The sequence below is a fragment of the Streptomyces blastmyceticus genome (genome assembly GCF_039521185.1).
Classification (GTDB): Bacteria; Actinomycetota; Actinomycetes; order Streptomycetales; family Streptomycetaceae; genus Streptomyces; species Streptomyces blastmyceticus.
Genome location: NZ_BAAABW010000008.1, coordinates 505,261 through 519,965, shown reverse-complemented (window position 1 = coordinate 519,965; position 14,705 = coordinate 505,261). Strand labels below are relative to the sequence as shown.

Genomic DNA, 14,705 nt, shown 5'->3' with positions numbered 1-14,705 from the left:
AATTGACACTGCTCCAGCAACCAGCGGCAGGGCCACAATGAAGAAGGCCCGGGGGCGCCGACGACGGAGGTATTGGCACATGGCACGGAATGAACCGACCCAGGTTGCCGAAGGCCCGGAGGGCCATCGCACACCGGCCCGCCGCAAAGCGGTCCGCTATGCCGTGCCGGTCGCGGTGGCGGGCGTCGCGGCGGCCACGATCGGGCTCGTCCCGGCGCTGGCGAAGAGCGGCGACCCCGATCTGCCGAAGATCAGCGCGGAGGATCTGATAGCCAAGGTCGCCAAGTCGGACGTCCAGCAGATGTCCGGCTCGGTCAAGGTGACCACCGACCTGGGCCTGCCGTCGCTTCCGGGCGGCGCCTCGCTCGGTGCCCTGGGCGGGGGTCACGACGGGAAGAAGGGCGGCGCGGACGTCTCCCCGCAGGCCAAGCTCACCGAGCTCGCCTCGGGTTCGCACACGCTGCGCGTCGCCGTCGACGGCCCCGACAAGCAGCGCGTGTCGATCGTCGAGCCCGCCGCGGAGTACAGCCTGATCCGCAACGGCGACCAGGTCTGGGCGTACGACAGCGGCAGCAACACCGTCCACCACTCGACCGCCCCGCGCGAGAAGGCCGATGCCAAGGGGCACTCCGGCCCGGAGGAGCTGAAGGGCGCGTCGCCGCAGGAGCTGGCCAAGAAGGCCCTCTCCGCCGTGGACGACTCGACGTCGGTGTCGGTCGGCGGCACGGCCAAGGTGGCCGGTCGGGACGCCTATCAGCTGGTCGTCAAGCCGAAGGCCGAGGAGTCGACGGTCGGCGCGGTCCGGATCGCGGTGGACGCCAAGACCGGTGTGCCGCTGAAGTTCACGCTCTCCCCGAAGAGCGGTGGCAAGGCGGCGATCGACGCGGCCTTCACCAAGGTCGACTTCGCCGAGCCGGCTGCGAGCACCTTCGACTTCACCCCGCCCAAGGGCGCCAAGGTCACCGAGGACAAGGGCAAGGGCGACGGCGCGCAGCGGGAGCACAAGGGCGCACTTCCGGCCACGCCGGGCGAGATGTCGGGCTTCGACGTGGTGGGCAAGAGCTGGACGTCGATCGCCCAGTTCAAGGCGCCCGCGGGCGCGAGCAAGGACGCCAAGGCCAAGGGCGGCGCCCTCGGGAAGAACGCCGGCGGCGCCGGTGCCCTCCTGGACACCCTCGGCACCAAGGTCTCGGGCCCCTTCGGCTCGGGCCACGTCTTCAGCACCCGCCTCGTCAACGTCCTGATGACGGACGATGGCCGGGTGTACGCGGGCGCGGTGACGAAGGAAGCACTCATCAAGGCAGCGACGAAGTAGGCACCCTCCTCGGCCGGCCCGGCGGGGTCGGCCGAGGTGTTCCACGAAAGCGTGACGAAGGGGGAGGCGGGTGCCAGGGTCTGCCGAGCGTGCGCCCTCCGGCGCCGGGTGCCATCCGGACGCCGCCATCCACACCCGCGCCCTCACCAAGCGCTACCGCGGCGGCCAGCTCGCCGTGGACGGGCTGGACCTCACCGTGCCGCGCGGGAGCGTCTTCGGGTTCCTCGGGCCCAACGGGTCCGGGAAGACCACCACCATCCGGATGCTGATGGGCCTCATCGAGCCGACCTCCGGCTCGGCCGAGGTGCTGGGGGAGCCGATGCCCCGCGCGGGCCGCCGGGTGCTGCCCAGGGTGGGCGCGCTGATCGAGGGGCCCGCGCTCTACGGCTTCCTGTCCGGGCGCGACAACCTCGTACGGTTCGACGCCGCCGACCCGACCGCCGATCCCCGTACCCGGGCCGCCCGGGTGGACGCGGCGCTCGACCGGGTGGGGCTCGTCGCCGCCGCGGGCAAGAAGGCCCGCGCGTACTCCCTGGGCATGAAGCAGCGCCTCGGGCTGGCCGCGGCCCTGCTCCAGCCGCGCGAACTGCTCGTGCTCGACGAGCCGACCAACGGCCTGGACCCGCAGGGCATGCGGGAGATCCGCACGCTCGTCAGGGAGCTCGCGGCCGACGGCACCACCGTCTTCCTCTCCTCGCACCTCCTCGACGAGATCGAGCAGGTCTGCACCCATGCCGCGGTCATGGCCCAGGGGCGGCTGCTCACCCAGGGCACGGTCGCCGGGCTGGCCTCCTCCACGCGCGGCCGGCTGGCCGTCACCACCCCCGACACCTCGGACGCCGTCCGCGTCCTCAAGGAGCACGGCGTGACCGATCTCGTCGTCGTGGACGACCGTGTCACCGGTGAACTCCCCACCGGGGAGCCGCCCGAGGACGCCGCACCGCTCGATCTCGCGGACCTCAACGCCGCGCTCGTCCACGCCCGGGTCCGGGTCCGGGCCTTCGGCACCGAACGCGCCTCGCTGGAGGACGCGTTCGTGGCGCTCACCGGGGAGGGTTTCGATGTCGCGGGCTGACGTCGCGGTCGCGGGCGGCACCCGGGTCCCGAGCGCGCTGTGGCAGCTGTCCCTCTTCCGCAGCGAGGTGGGCTCGGTGTTCCGGCGGTGGCGGACGGTCGCCCTGCTCGGGGTGCTCGCGGCCGTCCCCGTCCTCGTGGGCATCGCCGTGAAGATCGAGACCAGGGGCGGCGGCACGGTCGGCCAGGAGGGCGGCGGGGGTGGCCCGGCGTTCATCAGCCAGGTCACCAACAACGGCCTCTTCCTGGTCTTCACCTCGCTCGCCGCGACCCTGCCGTTCTTCCTGCCGATGGCGATAGGCGTGGTCGCGGGCGACTCCATAGCCGGCGAGGCGAGCTCCGGCACCCTGCGCTATCTCCTCGTGGCACCCGCCGGGCGGACCCGGCTGCTGCTCGCCAAATACGCGTCGACGCTGGTCTTCTGCCTCGCGGCCACCCTGGTCGTCACCGTGTCCGCGCTGGCGGTGGGGGCGCTGCTGTTCCCCCTGGGCGAGGTCACGCTGATCAGCGGGACGAACATCTCCTTCGGCGAGGGGCTGCTGCGCGCGCTGGCCATCGCGGGGGTCGTCGCGCTGTCGCTGATCGGCGTCGCCGCGGTCGGGCTGTTCGTCTCCACGCTCACCAACAGCGGGATCGCGGCCATGGCCACGACGGTGGGCCTGCTGATCACGGTCCAGATCCTCGACCAGTTCCCCCAGCTGCACGCGGTGCAGCCGTATCTCTTCCCGCACTACTGGCTGAGCTTCGCGGATCTCCTGCGGGAGCCGGTGTACTGGGACCAGCTCCTGGACAACCTGCGCCTTCAGGCGCTGTACGCGGCGGTATTCGGCTCGGCGGCGTGGGCGAGGTTCACGTCGCGGGATGTGACGGCGTAATTTTCCGCGCTTCGCGCGGTGTCCTCAAGCGCCGGACGGGCTGGAAATCCAGCCCGTCCGGCGCTTGAGGACGCGGCCGCAGGCCGCTCCCGCCGCAGGCGGCAACGGACCCGCAGCCGGGGGCCTGGGGCACGAGCCCCAGTTCGGGAAGGGGCGGGGTGGGGAACAAGCCCCGCAGGGCGCCCGCTAGCTCGTCGTGCCGCCGCTCAGCGACCACACCGCACCCGCGATCGCATCGGTGTTCGTGCCGAGCGCCGTGTCGTTCAGGTTGGCATACGTGTCGCACGAGCGGTGGTAGCAGGCGTCGAACGCCCGGCCCGCCGTGCCGCCCCACTTCTGCGCCTGGTCGGCGGTCTTGATGTAGTCGGCGCCGCTGAAGAGCCCGCCGACGGGTATGCCGACGTTCTGGAAGGGGGCGTGGTCCGAGCGGCCGTCGCCCTCGTGGTCGACCTCGGTGGCGATGTTCTTCGCCGCGAACCAGTTCTCGAAGAGGCTCTGGAGGTTCGCGTCGTAGCCGTAGACGTAGTAGCCCGGGTTCGGCGAGCCGATCATGTCGAAGTTCAGATAGGCGTCGATCTTCGACCGGTCGGCGGAGGACAGTTGGTCGACGTAGTTCTGCGAGCCGACCATGCCGAGTTCCTCGGCGCCCCACCAGCCGAACCGCAGGTGCTTGTCGGGCTTGTAGCCCTCACGGGCGACGGCGAGGGCGACTTCGAGGACCCCGGCGGAGCCGGAGCCGTTGTCGTTGATGCCGGGGCCCGCGGAGACGGAGTCGAGGTGCGAGCCGGCGAAGACGACGTGGTCGGTGTCGCCGCCGGGCCAGTCGGCTATCAGGTTGTAGCCGGTGGCGCCGTTGGCGCTGAACTGCTGCACGGTGGTGGTGAATCCGGCGGCGTCCAGCTTGCCCTTCACATAGTCGACGGACGCCTTGTAACCGCTGCGGCCGTGCGCGCGGTTGCCGTTGTTGGCGTTGGCTATCGACTGGAGCCGGTTGAGGTGGGCCTTGACGTTGGCCACGGGGATGGCGGGCGCGCCGGCCTTGATCTTGACGGGGCCCTTGGCGACGGTGGTGGCGCTGGTCTTCGCGGTGGTGGGGACCGCGTCGGCCGTGCCGGAGGCCGTGCCGAGGAGGGTGGCGGCGAGGGCCGCGCCGGTGGCCAGGAGGGCGACGGCGCGGCTTCTTCGGGCAGGTCCGTTGAGTGGTCCGGTGAGTTCAAGCATGGGGGGCTCCCAACTCATTTTGACGTGGCCATGATGTTGGGGGCCCCTGGAAGGTGCGTCAAGGGCGGATTTCGGACGCCGAACACCGGTTTCCGGATATCGGGCGCCGAACTACCGCCCCTGAGCTGTGGCTTCAGGGGTTTCTGTGGTGCCTGTGTCCTCTGTGATTTCTGTGTGAACAGTGGCGTCCAGCCCCGCCTTGTCCGTCCGCCCCGCCTGCTCCGTCCGCTCCGCCTTCTGCCGGGCGGCCCGCAGCTCGGCCCGCGCGGTACGGGCCGTACGCAGCGCGTCCCAGCTGAGCAGCGCCAGCGCCAGCCAGATCAGGGCGAAGCCCGCCCACCGCTCCGCGGGCATCGTCTCGTGGAAGACCAGCAGCCCCAGGGCGAACTGGAAGACGGGGGCGAGGTACTGCACCATCCCGATCACCGACAGCGGCAGCCGCACGGCCGCGATGCCGAAGCAGACGAGCGGCAGGGCGGTGATCGCGCCGGTGCCCATCAGCAGCAGGGCGTGGCCGGTGCCCTCGCTCGCGTACGTGCTGTGGCCGCTCGACCCCAGGAACAGCAGGAAGCCGAGGGCGGGCAGGAACTGCACCGCCGTCTCGGCCGCCATCGACTCCACGCCGCCCAGCCCGACCTTCTTCTTCACCAGGCCGTAGGTGCTGAACGAGATCGCCAGCGTCAACGCGATCCACGGCGGCTTCCCGTACGCGACGGCCATCACCACGACCGCCGCCGCACCGACCCCGACCGCCACCCACTGCAGGGCCCGCAGCCGCTCGCGCAGGACGAGGACGCCGAAGGCGATGCTCACGAGGGGGTTGATGAAGTAGCCCATCGACGTCTCGACGACGTGCCCGGAGTTCACGCCCCAGATGTAGACGCCCCAGTTCACGGAGATCAGGGCCGCGCCGAGCGCGATCATCACCAGTCGCCGGGGCTGCCGGAGCAGCGGGCGTATCCAGTCCCAGCGCCGGGTCACGGCGAGCACGACGAGCACGGTGGCCAGCGACCACACCATGCGGTGCGCCAGGATCTCGACGGCTCCGGACGGCTCCAGCAGTGGCCAGTAGAGGGGGAAGAGGCCCCAGATCGAGTAGGCGGCGACGCTGCACAGCAGTCCTGTGCGGGTCTCGTTCCTGGGTGGTTGCATGGGGCGGCTCCTGGGGGTGCGAGGGCGGCGGCGACGCTGCGAAGGTAGCGCCGCGGGCGCGCCGGTGTCATGCGTGTATCAGATAACGGTCATGACGCGCCCACGTCGTACCCGGCAACGGCGAGCCCTACTCGTTCACCGAGCGCAGGCGCTCCACCTCTCGGGTCACGTCGAACGGCAGCACCGTCACCGCCACGTTCGGCAACTGCTCCAGCGCCTTGGCCATTTCGTTGCCGCTGTCGGGGTGGAGCAGGGGGCCGAGCGGCGGGGAGTACGTGCGGCGGGGGATCAGGAGGGTGAGGGCCGTCTCGCCGTCGGCCGTGGTGCGCGCGGCGAGGCCGGCGACCGCGTGCCGCAGCCGGCGGTCCGGGCAGTCGACGAGTTCCAGCGGCACCGTCGTGCCCGGCGTCGCGTCCCACTTCGCCGCCAGCCGCCGCGCCCGCTCCGCGTCGATGACGAAGTGCAGGGCCCGTACGTCGTCCGGCCGCAGCTCGTGGGCGTACTGCAGCGCCTTGACCGTGGCCAGGTCGAGGTAGTCGACGAGGATGTACACCAGGTGCCGCCGCCAGTGCGGCCGGTCCGCGGTGAGGGCGGGGACGTTGCCGAGGGCCTCTTCCTCCTCGCGGTACTGCCGGTTGATGCGGATCAGCGCCCACACGCCCAGCGGGAAGATCACCACGACCAGCCACGCGCCCTCGGTGAACTTGGTGATCGCGAAGATGATCACGACCAGCGCCGAGACCACCGCCGCGACGAGGTTCACCCCCACCTTCCAGTGCCGGTGGGACTCCCCGGGCCGCCGCCAGTAGTGGGCGGTCATCCCGGCGGCCGCCATGGTGAAGCCGGTGAAGACGCCGATGGCGTAGAGCGCGACGAGCTTGTCGACGCTGCCGCGCGTCACGATCAGCAGCGCGAGCGAGACGACGGTGAGGGAGATGATCCCGCCCGAGAAGGCCAGCCGGTGTCCGCGGCGCGTCAACTGGCGGGGCAGGAAGCGGTCTTCGGCGACGAAGCTGGCCAGGAAGGGGAAGCCGGTGAAGGGTGTGTTGGCGCCCGTGTAGAGGATGAGCGCGGTCGCGAGCTGGACGTAGACCAGCCCGGCCGTGCCGAGCCAGCCGTCGCCGAAGACGAGGTGCGCCTCCTGCGCGATGACGGTCGGGTTGCCGTCCTGGTAGGGGACCGCGTGGGTGAAGTGGGCGAGGGTGGAGACGCCCAGCACCATGACGCCGAGGATGCAGCTCATCACGGTGAGGGTGCGCCGGGCGTTGGGACCCTGCGGCTTGCGGAAGGCCGAGACGCTGTTGGAGATCGCCTCCAGACCGGTCAGCGAGGAGCCGCCGTTCGCGAACGCGCGCAGCACCATGAACAGCGACGCGCCGTAGAGCCAGCCGTGTCCGGCGGTGCCGAGCGGGACCACCCCGGAGGCGTGCAGGTCGGCGTGGGGGAGCCCGCCGTTCAGGGCGCGCACGAGGCCGATGAGCAGTATCAGCGCGACGGCGATCATGAAGAGGTACGCGGGGGCCGCGAACGCCCGTCCCGCCTCGCGGAGCCCGCGCAGATTCCCGTACATCAGCAGCACCACCACGCCCACCGTGATGGGCACCTTGAGGTGGTCGATGCCGGTGTAGCCGTCGCCGGTGAGGTGCGCGAGGGAGATCAGCGCGTCGGTGCCGGCGGCCGTCTGCACGGCGACGGTGACGATGTAGTCGACGAGGAGCGCGACGGCGGCGATCTGGGCGATGCGCGGCCCGAAGTTCTCCCGGGCGACGACGTACGAGCCGCCGGCGCGGGTGTAGACGGAGACGACGTCGCGGTAGGAGAGCGTGAGGAGCAGCAGGACGAGCAGGATCGCGCCGGTCACCGGCATCAGCAGGGTGAACGCGGCGACTCCCACGACGGGTACCAGGATGCGCAGCATCTCCTCGCTGCCGTACGCGGTGGAGGAGATGCAGTCGGAGGCGAGCACGCCCAGGGCCAGGGGGTTGGACAGCGTCTCGTGGGCGAGCTCCTGGGTGACCAGCGGGCGGCCCAGCAGGCGGCACTTGACCCGGTAGGCGAGCCGGTCGGGGACCTCGGGTACGACTTCGGGGTGGTCGGCCATAGCCGTATCTTCGGGGCTCCGCCCCGGGCCCGGACCCTCAAACGCCGGGCGAGCCGAAAGTCGGCCCGCCCGGCGTCCGGGGACGTGCGTCAGCCGACGACGGTCCAGGTGTCGTTCCCGGCCAGCAGTGCGGCGAGGTCGCCCTTGCCCTTCTGCTCGACCGCGGCTTCCAGCTGGTCGGCCATCTGGGTGTCGTAGACCGGGCGTTCGACATCGCGGAACACGCCGATGGGCGTGTGGTGCAGCGTGTCGGGGTCCGCGAGGCGCGACAGCGCGAACGCCGAGGTCGGGGACGTCGCGTGGGCGTCGTGGACGAGGATGTCGGCCTCGTTGCCGGGCGTGACGTCGACGACGCGGAGGTCGCCGGTGGTGCGGTCGCGGACGACGCCCTTGGCGTCGTCGGTGCCGAAGCGGATGGGCCGGCCGTGTTCGAGGCGGATGACCGCTTCCTGGGCCTGCTGCTTGTCCTTGAGGACCTCGAAGGCGCCGTCGTTGAAGATGTTGCAGTTCTGGTAGATCTCCACCAGCGCGGTGCCGGGGTGCTCGGCCGCCTGCCGCAGCACCTCGGTGAGGTGCTTGCGGTCGGAGTCGACGGTGCGGGCCACGAAGGAGGCCTCGGCGCCGATGGCCAGGGAGACCGGGTTGAAGGGCGCGTCGAGGGAGCCCATCGGCGTGGACTTGGTGATCTTGCCGACCTCGGAGGTCGGGGAGTACTGGCCCTTGGTCAGCCCGTAGATCCGGTTGTTGAAGAGGAGGATCTTGAGGTTGACGTTGCGGCGCAGGGCGTGGATGAGGTGGTTGCCGCCGATGGAGAGGGCGTCGCCGTCGCCGGTGACGACCCACACGCTCAGGTCGGGGCGGGAGGAGGCCAGGCCGGTGGCGATGGCGGGGGCGCGGCCGTGGATGGAGTGCATCCCGTAGGTGTTCATGTAGTACGGGAAGCGGGAGGAGCAGCCGATGCCGGAGACGAAGACGATGTTCTCCTTCGCCAGGCCGAGGGAGGGCATGAAGCCCTGGACGGCGGCGAGGATGGCGTAGTCGCCGCAGCCGGGGCACCAGCGCACTTCCTGGTCGGACTTGAAGTCCTTCATGGTCTGCGCGGCCTCGGCCTTGGGGACCAGTTTGAGCGCCTCAGTCATCGATGGCCTCCTTGAGGGCTCCTGCGAGCTGCTCGGCCTTGAACGGCATGCCGTTGACCTGGTTGTAGGAGCGGGCGTCGACCAGGTATTTCGCGCGGATGAGGGTGGCGAGCTGGCCGAGGTTCATCTCGGGCACGATCACCTTGTCGTAGCCGGCGAGGACCTTGCCCAGGTTTTTCGGGAAGGGGTTGAGGTGGCGCAGGTGGGCCTGCGCGATCGCCACGCCCTCGGCCCGCAGCCTGCGGACGGCCGCGGTGATGGGCCCATACGTCGAACCCCAGCCCAGCACCAGGGTTTTGGCGCCGTGGGGGTCGTCGACCTCGAGGTCGGGGACGGTGATGTTGTCGATCTTGGCCTGGCGGGTGCGGACCATGAAGTCGTGGTTGGCCGGGTCGTAGGAGATGTTCCCGGTGCCGTCCTGCTTCTCGATCCCGCCGATCCGGTGCTCCAGCCCCGGAGTGCCCGGCACCGCCCACGGGCGCGCCAGGGTCTGCGTGTCGCGTTTGTACGGCCAGAAGACCTCGGTCCCGTCGGCCAGGGTGTGATTGGGGCCGGTGGCGAACTGGACGCGCAGGTCGGGAAGTTCGTGCGTCTCCGGCACCCGCCAGGGCTCGGAGCCGTTGGCGAGATAGCCGTCGGAGAGCAGGAAGACCGGTGTGCGGTAGGTGAGCGCGATGCGGGCGGCGTCCAGGGCGGCGTCGAAACAGTCCGCCGGAGTGCGCGGCGCCACGATGGGCACCGGGGCCTCGCCGTTGCGTCCGTACATCGCCTGGAGCAGGTCGGCCTGCTCCGTCTTGGTCGGCAGGCCGGTCGAGGGGCCGCCGCGCTGGATGTCCACGATCAGCAGCGGGAGTTCGAGCGACACGGCCAGGCCGATGGTCTCGGACTTCAGCGCCACGCCGGGGCCGGAGGTCGTCGTCACCGCGAGGGCGCCGCCGAAGGCCGCGCCGAGCGCGGCGCCGATGCCGGCGATCTCGTCCTCCGCCTGGAAGGTGCGCACGCCGAAGTTCTTGTGCTTCGACAGCTCGTGGAGGATGTCGGAGGCCGGGGTGATGGGGTACGAGCCGAGGTAGAGCGGCAGGTCCGCCTGCCGGCCCGCTGCCACCAGCCCGTAGGAAAGGGCCAGGTTCCCCGAGATGTTGCGGTACGTGCCGGCGGGGAAAGCGGCCGTGGCGGGGGCGACTTCATAGGAGACCGCGAAGTCCTCGGTGGTCTCGCCGAAGTTCCAGCCCGCCCGGAACGCGGCCACGTTCGCTTCCGCGATGTCCGGCTTCTTCGCGAACTTCGCCCGCAGGAACTTCTCCGTCCCCTCGGTCGGCCGGTGGTACATCCACGACAGCAGGCCGAGCGCGAACATGTTCTTGCTCCGCTCCGCCTCCTTCCGCGACAGCCCGAAGTCCTTCAGCGCCTCGATCGTCAGCGTGGTCAGCGGCACGGGGTGGACGCGGTAGGCGTCCAGCGACCCGTCCTCCAGCGGCGAGGCCGCGTAACCCACCTTCGCCATCGGGCGCTTGGTGAACTCGTCGGTGTTCACGATGATCTCCGCGCCGCGCGGCACATCCGCGATGTTCGCCTTCAGCGCCGCCGGGTTCATCGCGACCAGCACATCAGGCGCGTCACCCGGGGTGAGGATGTCGTGGTCGGCGAAGTGCAGCTGGAACGAGGAGACACCCGGCAGCGTCCCGGCAGGCGCCCGGATCTCCGCGGGGAAGTTCGGAAGCGTGGAAAGATCGTTCCCGAACGACGCCGTCTCCGACGTGAACCGGTCACCCGTGAGCTGCATGCCGTCACCCGAGTCCCCCGCGAACCGGATGATCACCCGCTCCAGCTTCCGCACCGACTTCGCACCGGACCCCTGGGCGGGAGCGCGCTGGGGGCTGAGGCGTGAAGGCTCCTGCTCTGCCGGCTGCTGTGCCGACGGCGGGGCGGCCCCGCTCGGCTGCTCGCCTGGTTCGGCCTGTTCGGCCGGGCTGCTGACCTGGCTGGTCACTGCTTCGGACCTCCCTCGTGGCGGCGGCTCGCACGCGGTGGTGACGGCCGGCGTTCCCACGGCCATCGTACGGGGGTAAGGGTCGCCTACCTGGGATGGATCACAAGATGCCTGCGCCGAACCGTAGTCACTTTGCCCCGGTAAATGGTTTTTGAGCCACCCCGACGCCTCTTGCGGAGGGGGAGGCTCCGCTGGGTCTTTTGTCCTAGGTCCCCGCCCTGGCGACCGTCTCACCAGGGCGGCTCCCCCCGACCGGACCGGAGCCGGCCCCTCAGGACCGGAGGTAGGTCAGCACGGCCAGCACCCTGCGGTGATCCCCGTCACTCGGCGACAGCCCCAGCTTCAGGAAGATGTTGCTGACGTGCTTCTCGACCGCGCCGTCGCTGACCACCAACTGCCGTGCCACAGCGGAATTCGTCCTTCCCTCGGCCATCAGACCGAGGACCTCCCGCTCCCGCGGGGTGAGCCCGGCCAGCACGTCCTGCTTGCGGCTGCGACCGAGCAACTGCGCGACGACCTCGGGGTCCAGAGCGGTACCGCCACGGGCGACGCGGACCACGGCGTCGACGAACTCCCGCACCTCGGCGACCCGGTCCTTCAGCAGATAGCCCACGCCCCGGCTGCTCCCCGCCAGCAGCTCCGTCGCGTACTGCTCCTCCACGTACTGCGAGAGCACGAGCACACCCAGCCCCGGGTGCGCCTTGCGGAGCCGCACCGCGGCCCGCACGCCCTCGTCGGTGTGGGTCGGCGGCATCCGTACGTCCGCGACCACCACGTCCGGCAGGGCGTTCTCGTCGGCGAGCTCCTTGATGACCTTCAGAAGCGCCTCGGCGTCGCCGACACCGGCGACGACGTCGTGCCCGCGGTCGGTGAGCAGGCGGGTCAGCCCTTCCCTGAGCAGCACCGAATCCTCGGCGATGACGACCCGCACCCTGTCCTCCACGATTCCCTTGCCCCCATGTTTGTCGCTGCGTTTGCGTTCAGTCAGCATCGCAGCATTCGTGAGGGTGCGGGTCCGTTGCGCCTGCGGCGGAGCGCCCTGCGGGCGCGTCCTCAAGCGCCGGACGGGCTGATTTCAGCCCGTCCGCCGCTTGAGGACAAGCGGCGAAGCCGCTTCAAAAAGTCAGCCGCGCCAAGGCAGTTCCGCCGTCACCGTCGTCGGCCCGCCCACCGGCGAGTCGACCACCAGCAGGCCGTCCACCGACCCCAGACGTTCGGCCAGGCCCGCCAGCCCGCTGCCGGATTCGGTCGATGCCCCGCCCCGCCCGTCGTCCCAAACCTGAAGCATCACGCGGTTCCCCGAGCGCCACGCGTCGACCCGCGCCGCCCGCGCCCCACTGTGCTTGCTGATGTTCTGGAGCAGCTCGGAGACCGTGAAGTAGGCGATGCCCTCGATGGCCGGAGCCGGGCGGGACGTCAGGTCCACCTCCACCCGCACGGGGACCGTGCAGCGCGCGGCCAGGGCAGAGAGGGCCGGGCCCAGGCCGCGGTCGGTGAGGATCGCCGGGTGGATGCCGCGGGCGAGGTCGCGCAGTTCCTGGAGGGCGAGCTTCACCTCGCCGTGGGCCTCGTCGACCATCTTCGCCGCGGCCTCCGGGTCCTCCTCCAGCTTCTCCTTCGCGAGGCCCAGGTCCATGGCCAGGGCCACGAGGCGGGCCTGGGCGCCGTCGTGCAGGTCGCGTTCGATGCGGCGCAGGTCGGCGGCCGCGGTGTCGACGACCACGCCGCGGTCCTCCTCCAGCTCCCACACCCGCGCCGCCAGCCGGGACGGCCCCAGCAGGCCGAGCACCAGCATCCGGTCGCCGAAGGCGAGTCCGCGGATGATCCAGGGGGTGATCAGGACGAGCACCAGGCCGACGGCGCAGGTCGCCCCGATCTCGAAGGGGTTGTCGAGGTAGAGGGCGGTGCCGTCGGCGTCGCCGTACACCTGCATGCCGGGCTGGCCCCAGTAGGTGGGGTACATCCACATGTACGCCGGGTACAGGAACAGCGCCCAGCTCACCGCCCACATGGTCAGCGACACCACGAAGGCCGTGATCGCCCAGGGCATGTGCACCACGCAGTAGAGCAGGTGCCGCCACGACGTACCGCTCTTGAGCAGCGCCCCCGTCCAGGCGAGCGGCCCCTTCCGGCCCTTCGGCGGGCGTACGGGCTCCGGCTCCGCTATCTCCACCCGGAGCAGCCCGCGCGCCCGCGCGCGCTCGGCCGCGCCCAGCGCCCGCGCCCCGAGGAGCGCCGCGGCCAGCACCGGCACCCCGATGAAGGTGATCAGCAGACCGGCGCCGAGGCACACCATCGTGATCGCGTAGCTGAAGGCCAGGACCGACATCGGCAGGCTGAGCAGGAGATAGAGGAACTCCCGCCAGGTGCGGGCCTCCACGGGCGCGCGCAGCACGGCGGGCACGCGGTGGGTCGCCCGTCCTTCGTCGATGGCCATCTCTGTCGTCCGATCTGCCAGGGCTCTGCTTGACGTACTCCAGCCTCGCGGAGGGCGAGGGCCGGGACCATGGAGCGAGTAGGTGTCCTCGGGGTGGGGTTGTCCCTACCTTCCGGGACTGCGGAGGTCAGACCGCGGAGCGGTCGCGCCAGGGGAGCTCCGCCGTGACCACCGTCGGCCCGCCCACCGGCGAGTCCACGACGAACAGTCCGTCGACCGATCCCAGGCGCTCCGCCAGCCCCGCGAGACCGCTGCCGGAGTCCGTCGACGCCCCGCCCTTGCCGTCGTCGCGCACCTGGATGAGCAGCCGGTCCGCCTTGCGCCACAGCTCGACCTCGGCGGTGCGGGCGCCGCTGTGCTTGCTGATGTTCTGGAGCAGCTCGGAGACCGTGAAGTAGGCGATGCCCTCGATCGCCGGCGCGGGCCGGGCGGCCAGGTCCACGGACACGCTGACCGGCACGGTGCAGCGGGCCGCCACCGACGACAGGGCCGCGTCCAGACCACGGTCCGTCAGGACGGCCGGGTGGATGCCGCGGGCGAGGTCGCGCAGTTCCTGGAGGGCGAGCTTCACCTCGCCGTGCGCCTCGTCGACCATCTTCGCCGCGGCCTCCGGGTCCTCCAGCACCTTCTCCTTCGCCATGCCGAGCCCCATGGCGAGCGCCACGAGGCGGGCCTGGGCGCCGTCGTGCAGGTCGCGTTCGATGCGGCGCAGGTCGGCGGCCGCGGTGTCCACGACGATGCCGCGGTCCGACTCCAGCTCGGCGACCCGCCGTTCGAGCTCGCTGGAGGGGGACAGCAGCCCGCGCACCATGGCCCGGTCCGCGTTCGTCAGCAAGCGCGCGAGGTGGCCGAGCACGGGCCAGGCGACGAACAGCGCGCAGAGGGTGACGCCGAAAGTGAGAACGCCCCATGGCAGTCGTATGAACGAGTAGAGCGTGCTCCGCCAGGCCACGGGGTCCTTCACCGCCGTCCACGTCCAGGAGAGGAACCCCCGGTTCCGGGGGTGTCGCGACAGCGGGCTCGGCTCGTCGATCCGCAGGCCCAGCAGCGCCCGGGACCGACGCCGCTCCATCCGCCCCAGCCACCGCGCCCCCAGCAGCCCGAGCGCCAGCAGCGGCAGTCCGATCACGGTGATCGACAGCGCCGCGCCCGCGTACAGCCACAGCGACACATAGACGAACCCGGCGATCCCCACGGGCAGGTTGAGCAGGAGGTGGGCGACTTCCCGCCACGTCTGCGCGCCGAAGGCGAAGCGGGCGGGTGGCAACCGGTCCTGGTCGTGGTCGGTCCCACCGTCACGGAGGGTCGTGGGGCCGGTGCTCCCGGTGGTGCTTCCGGTGGTGCTGTGTGCGGCACTGCTGGCGGTCATACGCCCAGCCTGCCGGGCCGGGCGGGCGGACG

At 71.1% G+C, this 14,705-nt stretch carries 11 protein-coding genes; 3 read left to right on the top strand and 8 right to left on the bottom strand.

The window, feature by feature from the left end; translation table 11 throughout:
- The first annotated feature begins 79 nt into the window (after nt 1-79).
- The 3 genes from ABD269_RS08625 to ABD269_RS08615 all read left to right on the top strand — a co-directional run bounded on the left by ABD269_RS08625 (nt 80) and on the right by ABD269_RS08615 (nt 3,264).
- Nucleotides 80-1,315 carry a LolA family protein gene (locus tag ABD269_RS08625; RefSeq protein ID WP_344117194.1) on the top strand — a complete coding sequence of 412 codons (1,236 nt, stop codon included), beginning with the start codon at nt 80-82 and terminating at the stop codon, nt 1,313-1,315.
- Between the two features lie 70 nt (nt 1,316-1,385).
- On the top strand, nt 1,386-2,390 hold the full coding sequence (locus tag ABD269_RS08620) for an ABC transporter ATP-binding protein (protein ID WP_425572853.1): 1,005 nt from the start codon (nt 1,386-1,388) through the stop codon (nt 2,388-2,390).
- Nucleotides 2,377-3,264 (top strand): ABC transporter permease, encoded by an 888-nt coding sequence (locus ABD269_RS08615; protein WP_344117193.1) that lies wholly within the window; start codon nt 2,377-2,379, stop codon nt 3,262-3,264. Before ABD269_RS08620 ends, ABD269_RS08615 begins: the two co-directional genes overlap by 14 nt.
- 186 nt (nt 3,265-3,450) lie before the next feature.
- Here the strand turns inward: ABD269_RS08615 and ABD269_RS08610 are convergent, their stop codons facing one another.
- The 8 genes from ABD269_RS08610 to ABD269_RS08575 all read right to left on the bottom strand — a co-directional run bounded on the left by ABD269_RS08610 (nt 3,451) and on the right by ABD269_RS08575 (nt 14,673).
- Nucleotides 3,451-4,485 carry a M28 family metallopeptidase gene (locus ABD269_RS08610; RefSeq protein WP_344117192.1) on the bottom strand — a complete coding sequence of 345 codons (1,035 nt, stop codon included), beginning with the start codon at nt 4,483-4,485 and terminating at the stop codon, nt 3,451-3,453.
- A gap of 111 nt (nt 4,486-4,596) precedes the next feature.
- Entirely contained in the window at nt 4,597-5,637 is a 1,041-nt protein-coding gene (gene rarD, locus ABD269_RS08605) for an EamA family transporter RarD (protein ID WP_344117191.1), read from the bottom strand.
- Nucleotides 5,638-5,764: 127 nt separating this feature from the next.
- The gene (locus tag ABD269_RS08600) at nt 5,765-7,738 is read right to left on the bottom strand and encodes an APC family permease (protein ID WP_344117190.1); all 1,974 of its coding nucleotides are present in this window, start codon (nt 7,736-7,738) and stop codon (nt 5,765-5,767) included.
- Between the two features lie 89 nt (nt 7,739-7,827).
- Nucleotides 7,828-8,877 carry a 2-oxoacid:ferredoxin oxidoreductase subunit beta gene (locus ABD269_RS08595; protein ID WP_301886590.1) on the bottom strand — a complete coding sequence of 350 codons (1,050 nt, stop codon included), beginning with the start codon at nt 8,875-8,877 and terminating at the stop codon, nt 7,828-7,830.
- Nucleotides 8,870-10,867 (bottom strand): 2-oxoacid:acceptor oxidoreductase subunit alpha, encoded by a 1,998-nt coding sequence (locus ABD269_RS08590; protein ID WP_344117188.1) that lies wholly within the window; start codon nt 10,865-10,867, stop codon nt 8,870-8,872. The genes ABD269_RS08595 and ABD269_RS08590 overlap by 8 nt, the downstream gene beginning before the upstream one ends.
- A gap of 271 nt (nt 10,868-11,138) precedes the next feature.
- The gene (locus ABD269_RS08585; protein WP_301894437.1) at nt 11,139-11,810 is read right to left on the bottom strand and encodes a response regulator transcription factor; all 672 of its coding nucleotides are present in this window, start codon (nt 11,808-11,810) and stop codon (nt 11,139-11,141) included.
- Nucleotides 11,811-11,990: 180 nt separating this feature from the next.
- Nucleotides 11,991-13,304, bottom strand: a complete 1,314-nt coding sequence (locus ABD269_RS08580) for a sensor histidine kinase (RefSeq protein ID WP_344117187.1) — start codon at nt 13,302-13,304, stop codon at nt 11,991-11,993.
- Between the two features lie 127 nt (nt 13,305-13,431).
- Nucleotides 13,432-14,673 carry a sensor histidine kinase gene (locus ABD269_RS08575; protein ID WP_344117186.1) on the bottom strand — a complete coding sequence of 414 codons (1,242 nt, stop codon included), beginning with the start codon at nt 14,671-14,673 and terminating at the stop codon, nt 13,432-13,434.
- Nucleotides 14,674-14,705 lie beyond the last annotated feature (32 nt).